The sequence below is a fragment of the Aeromonas sp. DSM 116730 genome, from assembly GCF_046581335.1.
Lineage (GTDB): Bacteria > Pseudomonadota > Gammaproteobacteria > Enterobacterales > Aeromonadaceae > Aeromonas > Aeromonas rivipollensis.
In genome coordinates, this window is record NZ_CP144265.1 from 2100895 (window position 1) to 2120996 (window position 20102).

Consider the following 20102-nt stretch of genomic DNA (forward strand, 5'->3'; position numbering starts at 1 on the left):
TAAACATAAATTAAACATTCTGTTTTCATTTGGGCGCTGCCGTGACGGAAAGCAGCCACTCCTTGAACAGGCTCTTTGGCAGGGAGCCGCTGCGCTGAGCCAGGATCTCTCCCCCTTTGAAGATCATCAGGGTCGGGATGCTGCGAATGGCGTAGCGGCTGGCGATGGCGGCCTCCTGTTCGGTGTCTAGCTTCACGAAGCGGATGCGGGGTTCGAGCTCCTGGGCTATCTCTTGAAAGACTGGGGCGAACTGCAGGCAGGGGCCGCACCAGCTGGCCCAGAAGTCGACCACCACCGGTATGTCGGACTGGATCAGGGCATCGAAGTGCGCCAGGCGACCCGACACCGGGGAGTGGGAAAACAGCGGTTGGTGGCAGCGACCGCACTTTGCACTGGCATCCACCTTGTCGCCGGGCAGGCGATTGCGGGTAAAGCAGTGGCTACAATAGGTAGTGACAAGTGACATAATTGGCTCCTTTACTCATGGCCCGGCAACATCTTTATTGCATTCACAGAGCAGACTAACGGTAACATAGCGCTCAGTTGTTTTTCACACTCGGCTGTTCGGCCCTGACCCTGGGGCACCGGATGGCCGACCATGACATGAGAATCGAGACGGGATGAAGAGTGTTGCACGGGACCATCGTGTTGTCTTTGGCCTTATCATCGTATCGCTGCTGGCGTTCTCTGCCTATTGCTGGCAGTTGCTGAGCCAGCAACAACGCGCCTCCGATCTGAGCGTGGCCGCAGAGCTGGTGCTCAACCGGGTCAATACCGACACCGTCTATCTGCTGGGGCGCGAGAAGGCCAGCGATGGCAGCGTGCAGCAGCGCCTCAGCCTGCTGTCGAACAGTCTGGATCGCTTCGTGAGCCAGGTGCGCGAAGACCCGGGGTCGGTGGATGATCCCAAGTCCTTGGCGCTGCAACGGGACATCGACGGTTATCTGCTGGATCTCGCCAGGCTCTACACCATGGAGATGACCATCGAATACCTGGCGCCCCGTTTCCAGAGCCAGCTCAAGGCGCTGCTGGCAACCCTGCCGGCCGGGGCCGAACAAGCCCGCGATCTCACCGAGCTTTCCCGGTTGAGCCACTATCTCAGGCGCAGCTGGGACACCAGCGAACAGAATCAACTGCGGCAACTGCAACTGCACCTGATGGAGACCTACCCCGGGCAGCCCAAAGTCACGGCCCTGACCCAGCTCAGCCAGGAACTCAATCAGCAGGTGATGGAATACCACCGCCTGCGCAACCAGATCGTCGAGATGAAGGGGCTGGCCTCGCTGCCGGCCTGGAAACAGAGCAAGCTGGATCTGGCCTCCTCCCTCAAGAGCCGCTTCTACCTGATGGTGCTGGGGGGCGCGCTGCTCTGCTTCTCGCTGGTGGCCGCGACCCTGTGGCGCCGCAACCAGAAGCTGAGCGAGCTGTCCCGCCACGCCGCCTTGCTGGCCCAGGCCAAGAGCGACTTCCTGGCCAACATGAGCCACGAGATCCGCACCCCCATGAATGCCATCATCGGCTTCAGCGCCCTGGCGCTGCAGACCAACCTCGATCAGCAGCAGCGGGACTATCTCAACAAGATAAAGTCCTCGTCTGATACTTTGCTGCTGCTCATCAACGACATCCTGGATCTCACCAAGGTGGAGTCCGGCAAGCTGACCCTGGAGGAGATCGACTTCGATCTCAGCGAACAGCTCGACTCCCTGGCCGCCATGTTTGCGGATCTGGCTGAGCGCAAGCAGATCGAGGTCATCATCAACAAGTCGCCTGCGGTGCCCGATTTTCTGCGCGGCGATCCGCTGCGGCTCGGCCAGGTGCTGGTCAACCTGGTCAACAACGCCATCAAGTTCACCGAACGGGGGGAGGTGGAGGTGGCCATCACTCTAGTCAATCAATACCCGATGCGGGTGTGCTTCAGCGTGCGGGACACCGGCATCGGCATAGCGCCGGAGAAGCAGGCACAGCTGTTCCAGCCCTTTACCCAGCTGGAGGCGGGTAACACCCGCAAATATGGCGGCTCGGGGCTCGGGCTCAACATCTCCCAGCGGCTGGTGGGGCTGATGGGGGGGGAGATCAGGGTGCAGAGCAAGCCCGGGGTGGGCTCCACCTTCCTGTTCGAGATCCCCCTGTCCCAGGCCGTCTATGGGGTCTCCGGGCGCCGGGTCTTCTTCGATCACCAGCCCCTCATCCTGATGATGGATGACAACGAACTGGTGCTGGAGCTGGCCAAGGACATACTGGGCCGGGCCGGTGCCTCCGTGATCGCGGTCAACAGCCTCTCCCGTGCCCGCCAGGTGTTGCGGGAGGAGGGCCACCACATCCGGCTCGCCATCCTCGACTGGCGCATGGGACAGGAGGACGGCCTGGATCTCGCCCTCGAGATGTATCAGCACAGCCAGTGGCGGCGCCTGCCCATACTGATGACCAGCGCCTGGTCCAGGGAGGGGCTGCACGGGCGCATGGAGAGCATGGGGCTGACCCACTTCCTGGCCAAGCCCATGACAGAGAACGCCCTGCTGGCCAAGGTCGATGAGCTGCTCAACGGCAGCTCCCACGACAGCAAGGTCCGTCAGGCCGAGGCGCAGGGGGATCAGCAGCACTTCAGGGAACTGCTGCACGGGACCCGGGTGCTGCTGGCCGAGGACAACCGCGTCAACCAGCAGCTCATCATGGAGTACCTGCGCCGGGTCGAGGCCGTGGTCACAGTGGTGGACAACGGGCGCGAGGCGGTGGAGCAGGTGGCGGAGCAGCCCTTTGACGTCATCCTGATGGACTTGCAGATGCCGGTGCTCGATGGCCTGGATGCGACCCGCCAGATCCGCAAGATGGTGGACAAGCACGACGTCCCCATCATAGCGCTCACCGCCAGCGCCATGCCGGGGGACAGGGAGCGCTGCCTCGGGGTCGGCATGAACGGCTATGTCACCAAGCCGGTCAGCAAGCTGGATCTCTACAACAACCTGCTGCAGTGGGTGAAGAACGCCAGCGGCGAGCGGCGAGTGCCGCTCGAGGTCAAGCCGCCGGATCTGATGGGGGTGCTGGATCTGGAGGATGCGCTGCGCCGTCTGGAGCAGGACAGGGAGGCGCTGCAGATCCTGTTCAAGCTGTTCCTCTCCGAGCACAAGGACGATCTGTGGGACATTCGCTCCGCCCTGCGCCGCCAGCAACCCGAGGTGGCCTGCCGCCTGCTGCACACCCTGAAGGGGGTGTCGGCCAACATCTCCGCCTCCCGCCTGCAACTGCTGGCCGGCGAGCTGGAGTGGCGGCTGCGGCTGCAAGAGGAGCTGAGCGAAGGCGAGCTGACCCAGTTGCAGCAAGTCTTCACCCAGACCCGGGAAGAGGTTTCCCATTTCCTGCTGACCGGCGAGCAGCAGGAGTCGGTCGCCTTCCCGTTCTCTTCCCCGGACAAGCGGCTGTGAACCGGTGAGATAGCAATCGTTCTCAAGTCGTCCGCTTCAGGCTATGATGACCCACTCCCATCGCCCCCACCTCGGGGGCGATTGTATTGAGCTTCTCTTATGACCACGCGGCCCCCGCTGTGCCGCGAGCAAGGACTTTACTGTGAGCGTATTTTTGCGGCTTGGCTGGTTTTTCAAGGATCAGTGGCGGCGTTATCTGATGGCCATCTCCCTGTTGATGATGGTGGCCCTGTTGACCGTGATCCCCCCCAAGGTGGTGGGCTGGGTGGTGGATGGCATCGCCAGGGGGGGGCTCGATGACGGCACCCTGATGGGCTATCTGGCGGGGCTGCTGGGCCTTGGCCTGCTCATCTACCTGCTGCGCTACGTGTGGCGGGTCATGCTGTTTGGCGCCTCCTACCGGCTCGCCTATGTGCTGCGCAACCGCCTGTTCAGCCACTTCACCCGCATGAGCCCGGACTTTTACCAGCGCCACCGTACCGGCGATCTGATGGCCCACGCCACCAACGACATCCAGGCGGTGGAGATGACCGCAGGCGAAGGAGTGCTGACCCTGGTGGACTCCTTCATCGTCGGTATCCTGGTGCTCTCCATCATGTGCAGCCAGTACTCCTGGCAGCTGACCCTGCTCTCCCTGCTGCCGCTGCCGGTGATGGCCTTCTTCATGAACCGCTTCGGCACCCAGATCTACAAGGAGTTCAAGGCGGCGCAGGGGGCCTTCTCCCGCCTCAACAACAAGACCCAGGAGGCCCTCTCCGGGGTGCGGGTGCTCAAGTCCTATGCGGTAGAGTCCCTGGAAGACAAGGGCTTTGCCGAGCTGACCCGTCAGGCGGGGGAGTGCAACATGGCGGTGGCTCGCATCGATGCCAAGTTCGATCCCGTGATTTACCTCTGCATCGGCTGCTCCTACTTCCTGGCGGTGGCCGGCGGCAGTGCCCTGGTACTGCAAGACAAGCTGACCCTGGGGGAGCTCACCAGCTTCACCATGTACCTGGGGCAGCTCATCTGGCCCATGTTCGCCATCGCCTGGCTGTTCAACATCATAGAGCGGGGCAGCGCCGCCTATTCCCGCATCGAGAGCATGCTGGGGGAGCGCAGCGACATCGAAGAGCCGGCCCGGCCCGCGGCCTTTGTCTCGGCCCTGCCGCTTGAGGCCAGGTGCCTGGGCTATCGGCTGGAGCAACGCAGCCTGCTGCATGGCGTGGATTTCACCCTGCAACACGGCGCCATGCTGGGGGTGGTGGGGCGCACCGGGGCTGGCAAGAGCTCGCTGCTCAAGCTGTTGATGCGGCTGGCCAATCCCACGGCCGGTGCCATTGCCATGGGGGGAGTGCCCATCGACCAGCTGCCCCTGGGCACCCTGCGCAGCCAGTTTGCCTACGTGCCCCAGGAGCCCTTCCTCTTTTCTACCACCATCGCCGCCAACATCGCCCTCGGCAAACCGGAGGCGAGCCGGGAGGAGATAGAGCGGGTAGCCCGCATCGCCTGCGTCCACGACGACATCGTTCGCTTCCCCAGGGGGTATGAGACCGAGGTGGGGGAGAAGGGGGTGACCCTCTCCGGGGGCCAGAAGCAGCGCCTCGCCATCGCCCGCGCCCTGCTGCTGGCGGCGCCTATCCTGGTGCTGGATGACGCCCTGTCGGCGGTGGATGCCCACACAGAGCAGCAGATACTGCTAGCGCTCAAGGCCCACAGACGGACCCTCATTCTGGTCAGCCACCGCATGACGGCGGTGGAGCAGGCAGACGAGATCCTGGTGCTGGATCAGGGAGCCATCAGCGAGCGCGGTGCTCACGGCGCCCTGATGGCCCACAACGGCTGGTACGCGGACATGGTGCGCTATCAGCGTCTCGAACAAGACGTGGAGGAGAGCCTGTGAGTTTGATAATGAGACGCGTGGTTCCCATCACCCCTTCTCCCGCGAGGGGAGAAGGGGGCAAAGAGAGTCAATTCCTTGGGAACGCTGTGCTGGAGGCAAGTCTGTGAATCCAACCATCAAACGCCTGCTCGCCTACTGTGCCCGCTATCCTCGCTGGCTGGTGCAGGCGGGCATCTGCCTGCTGCTGGCCACCGGCGCCGAAGTGGCCGGGCCCCTGCTTATCAAGCTCTTCATCGATGACTATCTGGCGCCGCGCCAGCTGGTGTGGCCCCACATCGCCGCCCTGGCCGCCGGTTATCTGGGGTTGCAGGTGCTCTCGGCGGCGGGTTTCTACCTGCAATCCCTGCGCTTCAACCGCATCGCCCAGGCGGTGGTGCAGACCCTTCGCGAACAGGTGTTTGCCACCGCCATCCGGCTGCCTGCCCGCTATTTCGACAAGCATCGCTCGGGTTCCCTCATCTCCCGCATCACCAATGACACAGAGGCGATCATGAACCTCTATGTGCAGGTGATTGGGCTGCTGGTGCAAAAAGTGGTGCTGCTGTGCGGCATCCTCATCTCCATGGCGCTGCTGGATCTGCGCCTGATGCTGGTGTGCGCCACCCTGCTGCCGGCGGTGGGGGCCGTGATGTGGCTCTACCAGCGCCTGAGCGTGCCCGTGGTGCGGGCGACCCGCAGCCTGCTCTCCGACATCAACAGCCGGCTCAACGAGTCCCTGCAGGGGATGCCGGTCATTCAGGCCATGGTGCAGGAGCGCCACTTCGCCAATGCCTTTGCCGAGGTGAACCAGCAGCACTGGCAGGCCAGGATCAAGAGCCTCAAGATCAACGGCATACTGCTGCGCCCCCTCATCGATCTCTTCTACATGATGGTGCTCATCGGCCTGCTGGCCCTGTTTGCCAAGGAGGGGTTGAGCGCGGGTGGCGCCATCCAGGTGGGGGTGCTCTACGCCTTCATCAGTTATCTGGGGCGCATGATCGAGCCCCTCATCGAGATGACCAACCAGCTCAACCAGTTGCAGCAGGCCATGGTGGCGGGGGAGCGGGTGTTCGCCCTGCTGGACGAATCCCGGGAGAGCACGCAAGGCGAGACGCTGCCCCTGGCGGGACGGGTGCGTTTCGAGCGGGTGAGCTTCTCCTACGATGGCCAGCAGCCTGTGCTGCAGGAGGTGAGCTTCGCCACCCGTCCCGGCCAGATGCTGGCGCTGGTGGGCCACACCGGCAGCGGCAAGTCCACCATCATCAGCCTGCTGATGGGCTTCTACCCGCTGGATCAGGGCTGCATCCGTTTCGATGATCACCCCATGAGCACGCTGTCGCTCTCGGCGGTGCGCCGCAGCATAGGCCTGGTGCAGCAGGATCCCTTCATCTTCGTCGGGACCTTGGCAGAAAACCTGCGCCTTGGTCGTGACGGCATCGATGAGGCGCGGCTCTGGCAGGCCCTGGAGGAGGTGCAGCTGGCCGCGTTCGTGCGCCATCTGCCCAAGGGCCTGGAGACCCTGATGGAGGAGGGGGGCAAGAACCTCTCCGCCGGTCAGCGTCAGCTGCTTTCGTTTGCCCGCGCCCTGGTGGGGGATCCGCGCATCCTCATCCTGGACGAGGCGACCGCCAGCGTGGACTCCCAGACCGAGCTGGCGCTCTCCCAGGCGCTCTCGGCGGCGCGCCGTGGCCGCACCACCATCGCCATCGCCCACCGGCTCTCCACCATAGTGGATGCGGACGAGATACTGCTGCTCTCCCGCGGTCAGGTGAGCGAGCGCGGCACCCATGGGGAGCTGATGGCGCTGGGGGGCCACTACGCCCAGCTGTTCGAGATGCAGAGCCAGGGCGCCTGGCTCGAAGAGAAGAGGGCCTGAAGCCCTTTATAAAAAACAGCCGGCAGATGCCGGCTGTTTTGTTTCCAAGATGGGGGAAGATCAGACCGTGGCTTTGCTCCGTGCGATCTGCTTGGGTTGCAGAGGCGGGAAGTCGTCGTTGAAGAAGGTATCGGCTTCCTCGATCTGGGCCTTGCGCTGCTTCTGGATGAAGCTGTCGAAGTCGCGCTTGATCTCCGGATCCTTGAGCGCCTCGTAGTCGAACACATTGGCGGCATAGAGGTAGTTGAAGTGGATGTCGACGAATTCGGCGCTGGCACAGGCGGAGGTGAACTTGCTGTTCTGGCGGTCGAAGTTGATGCGGTACTGCTTGATCTTGGGCACATAGACCAGCTCGCTGCCCACCTTGAACACCTCGACCGTGATGCCGACCGTGATGGTCTTGTAGAAGTCCTTGTTGTTCTCCACCCCGAAGCGGATGGCATCCCCCTGCTTTTGCAGGAACTTGTTGAAGCTCGCCAGCGCCGTGGTGCCCTGGCTTACCACCACGTCCATGATGAAGTTGATGAAGTCGGTGGCGATGCTGAGCCCCTTGATGTGGCGGCTGTAGCTCTGCTGATCGATCTTGCTCGGCCCCATCAGGGGGATCTTGGAGAGGGCCCGGGCCCAGAGATCCGCGTCCGTCTTGTACTGCTCGCCATAGGCCTCGGCGTAGCGGTTGATGTAGGCGGTGACCACTGAGGTGATGGCGATGAGGTAGGCCTTCTGCTCCGCCAGTTTGGCCATGACTGCGGGATCGTCCAGCAGCTCGTTGGCCACGATGAACTCCACCAGGCCATCCTTGTCGGCATAGGGGTCGCTGCCCAGGTTCCTGGCGTTGGTGGGCAGGTTGACGTCGTTGAAGAAGGCCTCGGCCTCGGCGAACTGATCACGGTTGTTCAGGCGGCTGGCGGGGGCCTCACGCACCAGCTGGCAGAGCACTATCTCGGCCTCGTAGTCCGACTCGCGCCACAGGGGCGCCTGGGCCTGGTTGCCAAAGGTCTTCTTGTAGGCGAGGTTGAAGTCGAACAGCACAGAGCTGCAGCCGCAATCCATGGCGAAGTCGACGGCGTAGCTGAGCGGCCCTGTGGGCAGGGGCTTGCTCATCTTGCCCTTGACCGCCAGGTTGGCGTAGCACTTGAGGTACTCCCGGCCAAACAGCTCAAAGGCACGGTTGTTGTTGAAGTTGAGCAGGAAGGTACCGGCGCTCTCGCCCCCGTTGAACAGCTGTTGAACGTTACTCATCTCTCTATCCTTATGCTGAGATTGGTGTCACAGGATGACTCGGTGCCAGCTGGCCATTCACGAGCCAGCAGAGCCTAGCGAGGGGGGAGGCATTTCGTTACTGTGATTAATCCCAGTGGCGCTGGCGGATGAGTGGGCTAGCGCCGGGGCAATCCCGTTTATCGTTAGCTTTCAGCCGGCTAGGGTCGTCATGAAAGTGCCATATGAGTTCTTTCTTGAAAAAAACTCCGCCATCAGGAGGAAATGACGTCGCTGTGGCGGCGAATGCCCGGGGTTATCATTTGCCCATCGAATGCAGCGGCGCCCATCATTTGATTTTCAAATGCACTCGGGAGTCGATCGCCCTCACAACGACGGCAACAGGGACTTGTCTATTGGGGTGGGGGCTGGCAACATTTCGGTCACAATCACTCATCGGATCAGTTTGCAATGGACCTGCAACGCTTCAAAGCCAATCTGGCACTGCGCCTGTTCGCCTGGCGCTATATTCCCGTCATCGGATTCTGTGCCCCCGTCATCGAAGAGATGAATGCCAAGGCGCTGCGCATCCGCATTCCCCTCGGCTGGCGTACCCGCAACCACCTGGGCAGCATGTACTTCGGGGCGCTGGCCACCGGCGCCGATCTGGTGGGGGGCTTGCTGGTGATGGAGAAGGGGCGGGCGCGGCGCAAGAAGGTGCACTTTGCCTTCAAGGATGTGCAGGGGGAGTTTCTGAAGCGCCCCGAGGGGGACGTGCAGTTTGACTGCGCGGCCGGGGAGGCCATAGACGCCATGATAGACGAGTCCCTGGCGACCGGGCAGCGCATCAACCGCCCCATCCAGGTGGTGGCCACCTGCCCGTCGCTCAACGGAGATGAGGCGATGGCGCGCTTCGTGCTGACCCTGTCGATCAAGGCCAGCTGAATGCTGACGGGCGCGTTGGCGCCCTTATTCAAGCAGGGATCAGAGGATCTCGGGGCTGACGCCTTCCTTCACCACTACCTTCATGCCGTTGAAGTTGACCACCTGCTCGGCGACTGTGCTGGGTAGCGCTTGCGGGGGCAGACCTCGGGCTTAGAGGATCTCGGGGCTGACGCCTTCCTTCACCACCACCTTCATGCCGTTGAAGTTGACCACTTGCTCGGCGACTATCTTGCAGCGCTTGCGGGTCTCGACCTGACCGTCCACTTCCACCAGGCCCTCGGCGACCAGCGCCTTGGCGGCACCGCCACAATCGGCCCAACCCTGATGCTTGATCAGGTCACACAAGGCAACGAAGGGGTGACCTTCGAGCAGAAACGTCTCCATGGGAATTCCTCTAGCTGGATGAATGCCTACACGGCAGGGCGGCCATTTTAGGCAGTTAGGCGGGGCAGGGAAAGGGGCAGGGCCGAATTGCCCCGAAAAAGGGGGCAAGCGGAGCGGGGGAGAACAATCAGCCCGGCAGGGGCCGGGCTGATTGTGTCTGCGTGCCGCCGGTGCTTAAGGCAGCTTGACCACGGCTTCCCCCGTCACGGCGAGGGCGCCATCCTGGGTGAAGATGCGGGTGGTCAGGGTGGCGATGGGTTTGTCCTCGCGAAGGGCGGTCACCTCCACCTCGGCCGTCACCTCGTCCCCGACAAAGACCGGCAGCTTGAAGCTGAGGCTTTGACCCAGATAGATGCTCCCCTTGCCCGGCAACTGCTGGCCCAGCAGCCCGGAGAAGAGGCTGGCGAGCAACATGCCGTGGACTATGGGCCGCTCAAACGCCGTGGTGGCGGCGAAGGCCGGGTCCAGGTGCAGGGGGTTGAAGTCCTCCGAGAGCGCGGCGAAGGCGGCTACCTCCGCCGCCCCGAACCGCTTGCTGAGACGGGCCTTCTGGCCCACTTCAAGAGGCAGTGCACTCATGCGGCGTCCTCCTCTGTGGCGCTGGCAAACACGGGGTTGAGCCGCACCTTGACATAGTGGCCGGGGGCGGGGGCCAGCCCCTCCTCGGGCACCCGCGCGGGGACGGGCTCTGACCCTTCGTCACGGCTCTGGATAAAGCCCATCATCTCGGGCCACCAGGAGCCGCCCTGGTGCGTCGCCCCTGCCAGCCAGCTCTCCGGGCTCTCGGCCTCGGCCCCGTTGTGCCAGAAGCCGTACTTGTTGGCGGCCGGCGGGTTGATGATGCCGGCGATGTGGCCTGACTCCGCCAGGAGGAAGCGCTGCTCCCCGCCAAACAGCTTCATGCCCTGCCAGGTGCCCTGCCAGAGGGCGATGTGATCGTCCACCGCCGACACCAGCAGCACAGGGGTCTTCACCTTGCCGAGATCGATGCGGGTGTTGCGGATCTTGAGCTCCCCCTTCACCAGCTGGTTCTCCAGGTAAAGACGGCGCAGCAGGCTGTTGTGGGTCTTGCCCGCCACATTGGTGCTGTCGCTGTTCCAGTGCAGCAAATCGAAGGCCACCGGGCTCTGGCCCTTGAGGTAGCTGTCGATGTAGTAGTTCCAGTAGAGGCTGTTCTCCCGCAGCAGGCTGAAAGAGACAGCCAGCTGGCGCCCGTCCATGATGCCCTTGGCCTCATTTTGCGCCTCGAGCGCCGCTATGATGGGCTCGTGGATGAAGATGCCAAGCTCCCCTGGCTGGGAGAAGTCCAGCAGTGTGGTGAACAGGGTGGCGGTGCGCACCCGCTGTTTCTGGCGCCGCGCCGCCAGCCAGCCCATGGCGAGCGACAAGGCGGTGCCGCCGATGCAGTAGCCGATGCCGTGCACCTCCCGCTCGCCGGTGGCCGCCTCCACGCCGTCCAGGGCGGCGATGACGCCATCCACCACGTAGTCGTCGAGATCGATTTGCGCCTGGGCCACGCCCGGGTTGCGCCAGGAGATCATGAACACCGTCTGGCCCTGGGCGACCAGCCAGGCGACCAGGGAGTTCTGGGGCCGCATGTCCATGATGTAGTACTTGTTGATGAAGGGGGGCACTATCAGCACAGGTGTCTTGCCCACCGTCTCGGTAGTCGGGCTGTACTGAATGAGCTCATAGAGCTCGGTGCGCTGCACCACCCGGCCCGGGGTCAGGGCCAGATCTCGCCCCAGCTCGAAGGCGGATTCGTCGGTCAGGCGGATGTTGAGCTGATCGGCACTGCGTTCCAGATCCTCGGCCAAGAGGGCCAGCCCGCGCACCAGGTTCTGGCCGTCGGACTCCAGGGTCAGCTTGAGCAGCTCGGGGTTGGTCGCCAGGAAGTTGCTGGGGGCCATGGCGTTGACGTACTGGCGGGTGAAGAAACGCAGCCGCTCCCGGCTCTTCTGGGGGACGCCCTCCAGGGCATCCACCGAGGCCAGCAGGTGCCTGGCGGTGAGCAGGTAGGACTGCTTGAGGTAGTCATAGATGGGTTGTTCGCTCCAGGCCTCGGCCTTGAAGCGGCGATCGCCGCGCTCCGGGGTGATCACCGGCTCGCTCGGCTGGCCTGCGCTTTTGAGCAGGGTGTGCTGCATCAGCTTGAGCTGATCCTGCCACCAGTTCATCTGGGCCTGGATCAGTTGCCAGGGTTGCTGGCTGCCCTGCTCCAGCACCTGGCCCAGATCGTCCAGATTGGTCTGCAGCAGCGCCTGGGCGGTGCGCTCTGTCTGGGCCTTGGCCATGGCCAGCAGCTTGTCATTGTAGTGGGCCAGGGCCTCGAACAGCGGGCCATAAGATGGTTGGCTCATGTGCTCTCCTTCACCCACACCCGAGGCGGGAGCTCGCCCGTACCGTCGAGTCGTGGGGAGATGTGGCTGCCCGAACGGGCAGCCAGGGGTTATCAGGCCTTGCCCGTGCTCTTCTTGATGCCGTCTGCGGTCAGGACATCCAGCTCTTCCTTGAACTGCTGGCCGAGGGCGCTCAGCTTCTGGATGTCATCCAGCATCTGGCGGGAGAGCTGGCTGGCGGTCTCCAGTTGCACTGTGCCCAGGGCTGCCAGGCTCTGGGTGTCCTGCACCTTGCTCACGGCCTGCAACTGGTTGAGGCCCAGTTCGGCGTAGGCGTTGGCGGAGGCCAGCTGCAACCGGGTCAGCTGTTCGATGTTGCTGGCCAGCAGCTGGTTGTAGCGGGTGAGGGGGGCGGCGAAGCCTTGCATCTGCTCGGTAAAGCTCTTGATCACGTCCATATTCATCATCGGTCTCCAGTTCGGCAGAACAGTGTTGTTGTGGGCCAATCGGCCCTTCTTACGGGTACTGCATGTCATCCCTGTTTACGTGTTGCTTGCTCTGTTCAAACACACGTTTGAGCATTCTGCAACCAAATGCGGTTTGGTGTAAATGACATAAATGTTAATTTCTGTTTGAATTTTTTTGTCAGCGACACCCGTCGAGGGAGGCGGATCAGACGAGAGGTGACGCACTGGGCCCGGCGCGCCCTCGCCGCACCGGCGCCGCACTGTTAGGCTGGCACGTCATTCAGACTGCCAAGGAATCCCGATGAAACCTCTCGCCCTGCTGCTCGGTTGCTCCGCGCTGGCCCTCGCTGGCGTGGCCCAGGCCAGCACCCCGGTCCAGATCTCCCTGCCCGGCATCAACCTGCCTTCCTCCCACCAGGTGGAAGGGGCGCGCGCCTCCTTCCTGTATGGCCGCACCGGTCAGGTGAAGGGCATAGATCTGCCGGTGTTCGCGCTCTCCGACGTGGATCAGTTCACCGGTCTGCAGCTTGGCATCTTCTTCGGCGCCGCCCGGGTGCGCCATCAGTTCGGCGGGGTCGCCATCAACGCCGTCAACTGGCACGAGGGGCAGGACACCGGGGTCAACCTGGGTTTCGTCAACCTGACCAACAACGTGCAGGGGCTTAACTGGGGGGCGGTCAACATCGCCAAGGGCAATGCCCTGGCCAACCTCGGCTTCGTCAACTATGCCGAGCGCACCACCTTCCAGCTTGGCTTCATCAATGCCACCAAGCACCTCGATGGCCTGCAGATAGGCCTCGCCAACTACGCCGAGAACGGCATCTTCCCCATCTTGCCGCTGATCAACTTCAAGAAATCCTTCTAAGCGGTGCCGCCAGCCTTGCTTTAGGGGACGCAGCCATTACCCTGTGCACCATCAATAGTGCGCAGAGGTGACAGGGGCATGACAACGGAACATTTGGATGCCATCGGCATCGGTTGGGATGTGAGGGGCTGGCAGGGCAATGCCCAGGCGGTGGCCGTGGTGGGCTGGCAGGCCCGCACGCAGCAGTTGCACTGGCTCGGGGTCTCCCCCCTGTTCAGGTTGAGCTCCCGGGTGGCGCCGGATCTGGACGCCTTGCTGCGCCCGGCGCTGCAAGACGAGATGGCGCTGATGCAGGTGCTGGCCTGCCCGCGACTGGCGCTCGGCATCGATGCCCCCCTGGCCTTTCCCCGTGCCCTCGGCGATCTGCTGGCGGGGAGGGGAGTCGAGTGCGCCGTGCCCCAGCGGGAGATAGACAACCCCTATGCCTATCGGGACTGCGAGCGCTGGCTGCATCAGCAATACGGCAAGAAGCCGTTGTCGGCCACCTTCGACAGGCTAGGCAACAACGCCACCCTGGCGCTCTCCATCTTGCCGCGCCTTGGGGATCTGCAGCTTGTGCCCAGGCAGCAGCCCCACGCCGATCGCGCCGTGCTGGAGGTCTATCCGGCTCTTGCCAAGGTAGCAGGCAAGGCCTCACCGGCCAGGGCGGAGATAGTAGCCTTCTTGCCACCTGATGTGGTGGCCGGGACGGATCGTTACGACGCCGCCCTCTGCGCCCTGATGGCGCTGCAATACGCCGCCGGTGGGGCCGTCGCCTCCCTGCCAAACCTTGTCTCTGCGCCCTCCGACTTCCCCCTGGACGAAGGTTGGGTCTATCACTTCGTCAGGCCTTAAGCCTTAAGTACGAAACCCGGGGCGTCGGCCCCGGCTTGCCTGCCGCCGCGCCTCGTTGCTCTTCCTCGACGCTTTCTCCCGCCATCCGCCACCTTGTATTAAAAATGCCATCATATGCCATCAAACAAAAGTGTGGAGAGCCCATATCACACCGACGCGACCGAGGCGGTTTGGTTCGACAGGCTGAGCAAGGGCGGGGGAAGTTGGTGTAACACTCCATTGAATGGTCTTTTTGCCGCATAAATGGCGAGGGTTGCCGGGAATCGCTGGCAGAGCCCGCTCTGCATCCGATATATTGCCCGCTTTCCTCATGCTTCTTCAGTGGTGGTGTCGATGAAACGCATTCTCTCTATCCAGTCCCACGTGGTATTTGGCTGTGCCGGCAACAGCGCCGCCGTCTTCCCCATGCGCCGTCTCGGCATGGAGGTCTGGCCCGTCAATACGGTGCAGTTTTCCAATCACACCCAGTACGCGGCGGGATGGCAGGGGATGGCGATGCCCGCCGGTCATATCAGTGCTCTCTGTCAGGGGCTGATGGATATCGAGGTGCTGGGGCGCTGCGATGCGGTGCTGAGCGGCTACCTGGGATCGGCGGAGCAGGGGAACGAGATCCTGGCGGTGGTCGCGGCCGTCAAGGCGGCCAATCCGGCGGCCATCTATTTTTGCGATCCCGTCATGGGCCACCCGGAGAAGGGGTGCATAGTCGCCCCCGGCGTGACCCGCTTCCTCACCGAGCAGGCGCTGCCGGTGGCGGACATCATGGCCCCCAACCTGCTGGAGCTGGAGACCCTGTGCGGCGTCCACCTGACGACCCTGGCCCAGACTCGCGCAGCCGCTCACCAGCTGCTGGAAAGCGGCGTCAAGATGGTGCTGGTCAAGCACCTGGGGCGCGCCGCCAGTGATCCCGGCCGTTTCGAGATGCTGCTGGCGACCCCGCAGGGGGATTATCTCATCGCGCGGCCGCTCTACCAGTTTGCCCGCCAGCCGGTGGGGGTGGGGGATCTCATCAGCGCCCTGATGCTGGCCAACCTGCAGGCGGGGTTTGATGCGGTGGCCGCCTTCGAGCGCACCAACGCCGCTGTCGATGAAGTGCTGCGCCAGACCTGGCAGGCGGATGCCTACGAGTTGCAGCTGATCGCGGCCCAGGCCGACTTCGCCGAGCCGCGGATCGCACACAGGGCCGAGCGCCTGGCAGGCGAGGTGGCGTGATGCCTCAACCCTGATCGGCCAAGTTCATCCTGGGCTGATCAAGGTTGTATGGCCTGAAAATGCTCCACAGTGGGGAAGGGATCGTAGAAGTGATGGAGCAGCGCCTTCCACTCCTGGTACTGGGGGGAGTCGCGAAAGCCCTGGGTGTGATCCTCTAGCCGTTGCCAGTTGACCAGCAGCAGGTAGCGGTGTGGGTCGGTCAGTGAGCGTTGCAGCTGGTGGCCGGCGTAACCGGGCAGGGTGCTGATGATGCGTTGGGCCTGCTCGAATGCTTGCTCGAAGGCGGCAGCCTGGCCCGGGATGATTTGCAGCGGGGCGACTTCCAATATCATGATGGCTCCTTGCCGTCTCTGGATGAAGGGGCCATTTGAGCAGTGAACGCACCAATAAACAAGGCCAGCCTGGGGGCTGGCCTTGTTGCGTTGGGCCTTTGGGCTCTCGCCCCTCAGAGCTGCTTGTAGAAGAACTGGGTCGCCGCCAGGGTGCCGTCCGCGTTGCGGGCGAAGTCCGGGATCTGGCCGGCCTCCTGGTAGCCCAGCTGGCGGTAGAGGGTGGAGGCGATGTCGCCAACCCGGGTGTCCAGCACCAGCAGGGTGCGCCCGGCCTCGCGGGCCCCTTGCTCCATGGCCTGCATGAGGGCGCGACCCACCCCCTTGCCGCGGGCCTGGCTGTGTACCATCAGCTTCTCCACCTCGGCCCTGTGACCGCCGTTGGCCTTGGTGCACAGGGCGAGCTGCAGGGCACCCACCAGATGGTGCTGATCGAAGGCCACCCAGAGTTTGCGCACCCCGTCGGCCAGCTCCCCTTCGATGCCTTGCCAGTACTCCAATCCCCGCTCTTCCTGCAGGGGCGGCAGGAAGCCCACCGAGGCGCCGCTGGCCACGCAATCTTGCAGCAGTGTGATCAACGCAGGCTTGATGCCTCTGGTGCTATCGACCTCAAGGATCTCCATTGAAACTCCTCTTCTTGTATCCAATTGCCAATCCATTCGGTATTAACGGTTCAATCTTGCTCTGTCAGCCAGTCTCACTGCGGCGGGGCTGGAAGCCTGTCCACGAGCCATCTCTGTCAGCCGGTGTTCCAGGGGCGGAGCGGGAAGGCTGTTCACGAGTCAGTTTTCTAGCGGATCAGCCCCTGCTCAGCCAGCCACTGGAACAGCAGGCGGGAGACAGGGGAGACCTCGCTCAGATGACGGCTGTCCAGCCAGCGCAGCTCGGCGATCTCCGCCGAGGCGGTGGGGCTGCCGTCAGCCTCCCCTGTGTAGCAGCGCAGCCTGACTTGCACCCCTTGCGGCTTGCCGTCGGCCTGGGCGCTGAACTCGCAGGCGAGGCGCAGGGTCTCGGGCTTGAGTCTGACCGCCAGCTCCTCCGCTATCTCCCGCACCAGGGCGGCCTCGTCGCTCTCCCCCGGCTCACGCTTGCCGCCGGGGATGTAATAGAGTGCCTTGCCGTGGGAGCGGGCACAGAGCAGTTGCCCCTCCTTGAAGGTGAGCCAGGCGAGTTTGTCGATCATGGGGCTGATTCCTCTTGTTTCCTCTTTTCACAGGTTCGAAGGTGAGCTGACTGCTCGCACAGGGTGCGATAGGAGCGGGTCTCCCGCATCTCGGGGCTGAGCCCCAGCCGGGCGGCCAGCGCCAGCAACTGCTCCCGGTAAGCGGGCAGTGCGGCCTCCTCGTCGGTCATGATGGCGAGCTCGGCAAAATCCCCTATCCCGGCCAGGCTATCCAGGGTCAGGTGGAAGGGGCCAAGGAAGTAGATGCTGCGCCGCTTGGCGATGGTCAGCACCCGTTGGTAGCCCAGGGTGCGCACCATGCTGATGGCCTTGTCCGCATCCGTGATGTTGACCGCCTCGCAGCGATCGGGCCCCGGTCCCTTGACTATCCAGAGCCGGATGCCGGAGGGCGCCATGGTGCGGATCACCAGGCTCTTCTGCTCCCTCGCCAGGGCGCGGTCCGCCGTGTCGAAGTAGCAGTCCTGCTCATGATTGTCCGCCACCATCAGCTCGGGGCCGAGGGCCTCGAGGGCACGCAGGAAGGCCGCGCTATCCGCCAGGCGGTATTTGAACTCCACCTCGAAGCGACCCTGAAAATGTGTGGTCATGGCTCGGCACCGGCACCCAAACGGAAAATGAATAGGGCAGACTAGCAAAAGCGCGGGGCTCGCCCAAGCACCGGGATCACAGCTTGGCGCTGACTGCTCTCTTTATGACCATATGGTGAGGGAAAATCCGCCCTGGTGCACAGCTTGCGGCGGGGCGACTGGGCGCAGCCAGGGGGCTGTGCTCTAATAAGCTCCCTCTTTGGCGGTAGCCCTGCCGCCCTGAACATAGACAACGAGGCGGCGGCCCGGGCCGCGCCAATGGAGCCACAGATGCAGATCACTGAATTGAGCAACTTCATCGGATTGGGGGTGGCGGGCAACTTCGCCGGCCATCTGGAGCAGGCCGGCGAGGCGGCGGACTTCGTCGCCGTCAAGGTCGCGGACAAGGTTGCCCCCAAGGCGCTGTTCCCCTTCTATGTGCCAGGCCATCCGGGCCAGCTCGGCGTCTTCCCATTGAGCGGCGAGGCCATCTTGCTGCCAGAGGCGGCGGTGAGCGGCGACGAGAAGGTGCAAATCGAACCCGAAGTGGCGCTCTGGTGCGAGCTGGCGTACGACGGGGAGCAGGTGGTGGCCATACATCCCAAGGCGTTTGGCGCCTACAACGACTGCTCCATCCGTCGCCCCAACGCCAGGAAGATCAGCGAGAAGAAGAACTGGGGGGAGGAGAGCAAGGGGCTGGCGGCCACTCTGTTGCCCCTTAACCATTTTGCCCCGGGTTGCGAGCTCGACGACTATCGCATCGCCTGCTATCTGGAGCGCGATGGCGAGCTGCACCCCTATGGGGTTGACAGCGCGGCAGTGGACTACAGCTACTTCCATCAGCAGCTGCTCGACTGGGCCATCGACAAGTTCAACCATCAGCAGGATGAAGGCCCGGCCGAGCATATCCAGGGGCTGCTGGCCCAGGCGGGGCGCCCGGCCCACGCCCTCATCAGCATAGGCGCCACCCGCTACACCCCCTTCGGCGAGACCCACTTCCTCGCACCCGGCGACACCGCCTGCGTGGTGGTCTACCCGGCCAGCCGCTACGGCGAAGCGGATATTCGCGAGGCCATCCGCGCCCGCACCTTTGGCCCGGATGTCTCTGCCCTGCTCCAGGCAGTCAGGGTCCGTTGACCCCCTTCCTTCCCCCTCGCCCGTGGGGGAAGGTTTGCCCTCCCTTCCTCCTGGCCTGCTGCGCCGCCGTGCTTACATAACCCAATGCGTTGTTTTAACATTCAGCTCTTATTGCACCCTTGCTAGAGACCCATGATGCTGGAGTTCAAAACGATCGGGCTGTTCCTGATCACCGCGCTGGCCGAGATCGTCGGCTGCTATCTGCCCTACCTGTGGCTGACCCAGGGGCGGAGCGCCTGGTTGCTGCTGCCGGCGGGCCTGAGTCTGGCCCTCTTTGCCTGGCTGCTCTCCCTGCATCCGACCGCCGCCGGCCGTGTCTATGCCGCCTATGGGGGCGTCTATATCTTCGTGGCCATCCTCTGGCTCTGGGCGGTGGATGGGATCAGACCCACTGTGTGGGACTGGGTCGGTTCCGGCGTCGCCCTGACGGGCATGGCAATTATCATGTTTGCCCCCAGATCCGCATAGGGCGCCGGGGAACACAGAAGATCAGGAGGGTTGCCATTGTGGTGATCAGAGAGTGCAAGGAAGAGGATCTGGCGGGCCTGCTCAGTCTTTACGCCGAGCTCAGGCCCAATGATCCCGTGCTGGCGCCGTCGGTGGCGAGGGAGGCGCTGAGGCGACTGCTGGCCGAGCCCGAAGTACGACTCCTGGTGGCCGAGGTGGAGGGCCAGCTGGCCGCCACCTGCCAGCTCGGAGTGATCCCGACCCTGACCAACGGCGGCAGGCCCTTTGCCATCATAGAACACGTGGTGACGGCCTCTGCGTTTCGGCGACAGGGGGTGAGCCAGCAGCTATTGGCGCAGGCCCTGACCCTGGCCTGGGAGCTGGATTGCTACAAGGTGATGCTGCTGTCGGGGGAGGGGCGCGAAGGGGCCCATCGCCTGTACGAAAAGCTGGGCTTCAAGGCCGGCATCGAGAAGGGCTTTGTCATCAAGCAGGCCGAGGCCAGGGCAACCCCCTGACGGCGCCCGGCGCCCGGCCCCTGGGCCCGGCATTGGCCTTTTCACCACAGATGGAATCAACGCACCATGAAGATTGAACAAGCGGACGCCGGGGATTACCAGACTCTGATCGCCCTCTGGGAGGCCTCGGTGCGCGCCACCCATCACTTCCTGCAAGAGGCGGACATCACCACCCTCAAACCCCTGATCCTGGAGCACTATTTTGCGGCCGTGGATCTGGTCTGCGCCAGGGGAGAGGAGGGGGAGATAGCCGGTTTTTGCGGCGTGCACGATGGCAACATCGAGATGCTCTTCATCGCCCCCGAGGCGAGAGGAAGCGGGGTCGGCCGCCTGCTGGTGGCCCACGCCATCCAGCGGCAAGGGGCGAGACGGGTGGACGTCAACGAGCAGAATGCCCAGGCCCTCGGCTTCTATCAGCACCTGGGTTTCGAGGTGACGGGGCGCTCTCCCCTGGATGGCCAGGGCAAGCCCTATCCCCTGCTACACATGGCCCTGGCCGCCGAGTAGGGGCGTCAGAGCATAAAAA

The 20102-nt window shown here is 63.6% G+C and carries 21 protein-coding genes; 11 read left to right on the top strand and 10 right to left on the bottom strand.

Annotated features, from left to right (window positions below; translation table 11 throughout):
• Nucleotides 1-25 precede the first annotated feature (25 nt).
• Nucleotides 26-466, bottom strand: a complete 441-nt coding sequence (gene trxC, locus Aeroheme_RS09515) for a thioredoxin TrxC (RefSeq protein WP_289981581.1) — start codon at nt 464-466, stop codon at nt 26-28.
• A gap of 154 nt (nt 467-620) precedes the next feature.
• Here trxC and Aeroheme_RS09520 point away from each other — a divergent pair, with 154 nt between their 5' ends.
• From Aeroheme_RS09520 to Aeroheme_RS09530, 3 genes are all read left to right on the top strand, one after another.
• The gene (locus Aeroheme_RS09520; protein ID WP_411167156.1) at nt 621-3419 is read left to right on the top strand and encodes a response regulator; all 2799 of its coding nucleotides are present in this window, start codon (nt 621-623) and stop codon (nt 3417-3419) included.
• A gap of 142 nt (nt 3420-3561) precedes the next feature.
• Entirely contained in the window at nt 3562-5298 is a 1737-nt protein-coding gene (locus Aeroheme_RS09525; RefSeq protein ID WP_411167157.1) for an ABC transporter transmembrane domain-containing protein, read from the top strand.
• 103 nt (nt 5299-5401) lie between these two features.
• On the top strand, nt 5402-7153 hold the full coding sequence (locus Aeroheme_RS09530) for an ABC transporter transmembrane domain-containing protein (protein ID WP_163137889.1): 1752 nt from the start codon (nt 5402-5404) through the stop codon (nt 7151-7153).
• 60 nt (nt 7154-7213) lie between these two features.
• Here Aeroheme_RS09530 and Aeroheme_RS09535 read toward each other — a convergent pair whose 3' ends face one another.
• Entirely contained in the window at nt 7214-8395 is a 1182-nt protein-coding gene (locus Aeroheme_RS09535) for a hypothetical protein (protein WP_411167158.1), read from the bottom strand.
• A gap of 429 nt (nt 8396-8824) precedes the next feature.
• On the opposite strand from Aeroheme_RS09535, the gene Aeroheme_RS09540 reads away from it, so the two are divergent.
• Complete coding sequence (locus tag Aeroheme_RS09540) at nt 8825-9298, top strand: DUF4442 domain-containing protein (protein WP_025327111.1); 474 nt, start codon at nt 8825-8827, stop codon at nt 9296-9298.
• A 150-nt stretch (nt 9299-9448) separates the two neighbouring features.
• On the opposite strand, the gene ybcJ is transcribed toward Aeroheme_RS09540, so the two are convergent.
• The 4 genes from ybcJ to Aeroheme_RS09560 form a co-directional block, all read right to left on the bottom strand.
• A complete protein-coding gene (gene ybcJ / locus Aeroheme_RS09545) occupies nt 9449-9682 on the bottom strand; it encodes a ribosome-associated protein YbcJ (protein WP_010674882.1) in 234 nt (77 codons plus the stop codon).
• A gap of 174 nt (nt 9683-9856) precedes the next feature.
• Nucleotides 9857-10261: a MaoC family dehydratase gene (locus Aeroheme_RS09550; protein ID WP_290071108.1), complete on the bottom strand. Its 405-nt coding sequence runs from the start codon at nt 10259-10261 to the stop codon at nt 9857-9859.
• A complete protein-coding gene (locus Aeroheme_RS09555) occupies nt 10258-12042 on the bottom strand; it encodes a class I poly(R)-hydroxyalkanoic acid synthase (RefSeq protein WP_393935833.1) in 1785 nt (594 codons plus the stop codon). The genes Aeroheme_RS09550 and Aeroheme_RS09555 overlap by 4 nt, the downstream gene beginning before the upstream one ends.
• A gap of 92 nt (nt 12043-12134) precedes the next feature.
• Nucleotides 12135-12485 (bottom strand): phasin family protein, encoded by a 351-nt coding sequence (locus tag Aeroheme_RS09560; RefSeq protein ID WP_025327108.1) that lies wholly within the window; start codon nt 12483-12485, stop codon nt 12135-12137.
• A 304-nt stretch (nt 12486-12789) separates the two neighbouring features.
• Between Aeroheme_RS09560 and Aeroheme_RS09565 the strand changes: the two genes are divergently transcribed.
• The 3 genes from Aeroheme_RS09565 (at nt 12790) to pdxY (ending at nt 15396) form a co-directional block, all read left to right on the top strand.
• Nucleotides 12790-13353 (top strand): VC2662 family protein, encoded by a 564-nt coding sequence (locus tag Aeroheme_RS09565; RefSeq protein ID WP_234690855.1) that lies wholly within the window; start codon nt 12790-12792, stop codon nt 13351-13353.
• A 78-nt stretch (nt 13354-13431) separates the two neighbouring features.
• Entirely contained in the window at nt 13432-14187 is a 756-nt protein-coding gene (locus Aeroheme_RS09570) for a DUF429 domain-containing protein (protein ID WP_411167159.1), read from the top strand.
• A 333-nt stretch (nt 14188-14520) separates the two neighbouring features.
• Complete coding sequence (gene pdxY, locus Aeroheme_RS09575; RefSeq protein WP_168235185.1) at nt 14521-15396, top strand: pyridoxal kinase PdxY; 876 nt, start codon at nt 14521-14523, stop codon at nt 15394-15396.
• 38 nt (nt 15397-15434) lie between these two features.
• Here pdxY and Aeroheme_RS09580 read toward each other — a convergent pair whose 3' ends face one another.
• The 4 genes from Aeroheme_RS09580 to Aeroheme_RS09595 all read right to left on the bottom strand — a co-directional run bounded on the left by Aeroheme_RS09580 (nt 15435) and on the right by Aeroheme_RS09595 (nt 17495).
• A complete protein-coding gene (locus tag Aeroheme_RS09580; protein ID WP_171276231.1) occupies nt 15435-15728 on the bottom strand; it encodes an antibiotic biosynthesis monooxygenase family protein in 294 nt (97 codons plus the stop codon).
• Between the two features lie 113 nt (nt 15729-15841).
• Nucleotides 15842-16348 carry a GNAT family N-acetyltransferase gene (locus Aeroheme_RS09585; protein WP_106886678.1) on the bottom strand — a complete coding sequence of 169 codons (507 nt, stop codon included), beginning with the start codon at nt 16346-16348 and terminating at the stop codon, nt 15842-15844.
• 167 nt (nt 16349-16515) lie between these two features.
• Nucleotides 16516-16908, bottom strand: coding sequence for an NUDIX hydrolase (locus Aeroheme_RS09590; RefSeq protein ID WP_411167160.1), 393 nt, complete (start codon nt 16906-16908; stop codon nt 16516-16518).
• Nucleotides 16905-17495, bottom strand: coding sequence for a class IV adenylate cyclase (locus Aeroheme_RS09595; protein ID WP_411167161.1), 591 nt, complete (start codon nt 17493-17495; stop codon nt 16905-16907). The genes Aeroheme_RS09590 and Aeroheme_RS09595 overlap by 4 nt, the downstream gene beginning before the upstream one ends.
• 270 nt (nt 17496-17765) lie before the next feature.
• Here Aeroheme_RS09595 and Aeroheme_RS09600 point away from each other — a divergent pair, with 270 nt between their 5' ends.
• From Aeroheme_RS09600 to Aeroheme_RS09615, 4 genes are all read left to right on the top strand, one after another.
• Entirely contained in the window at nt 17766-18611 is an 846-nt protein-coding gene (locus tag Aeroheme_RS09600) for a DUF5718 family protein (protein ID WP_411167162.1), read from the top strand.
• Between the two features lie 135 nt (nt 18612-18746).
• The gene (locus Aeroheme_RS09605) at nt 18747-19079 is read left to right on the top strand and encodes a YnfA family protein (protein WP_139745331.1); all 333 of its coding nucleotides are present in this window, start codon (nt 18747-18749) and stop codon (nt 19077-19079) included.
• Between the two features lie 35 nt (nt 19080-19114).
• Nucleotides 19115-19576 (top strand): N-acetyltransferase family protein, encoded by a 462-nt coding sequence (locus tag Aeroheme_RS09610; RefSeq protein ID WP_408819623.1) that lies wholly within the window; start codon nt 19115-19117, stop codon nt 19574-19576.
• A 66-nt stretch (nt 19577-19642) separates the two neighbouring features.
• Nucleotides 19643-20083, top strand: coding sequence for an acetyltransferase (locus Aeroheme_RS09615; RefSeq protein ID WP_411167163.1), 441 nt, complete (start codon nt 19643-19645; stop codon nt 20081-20083).
• Nucleotides 20084-20102 lie beyond the last annotated feature (19 nt).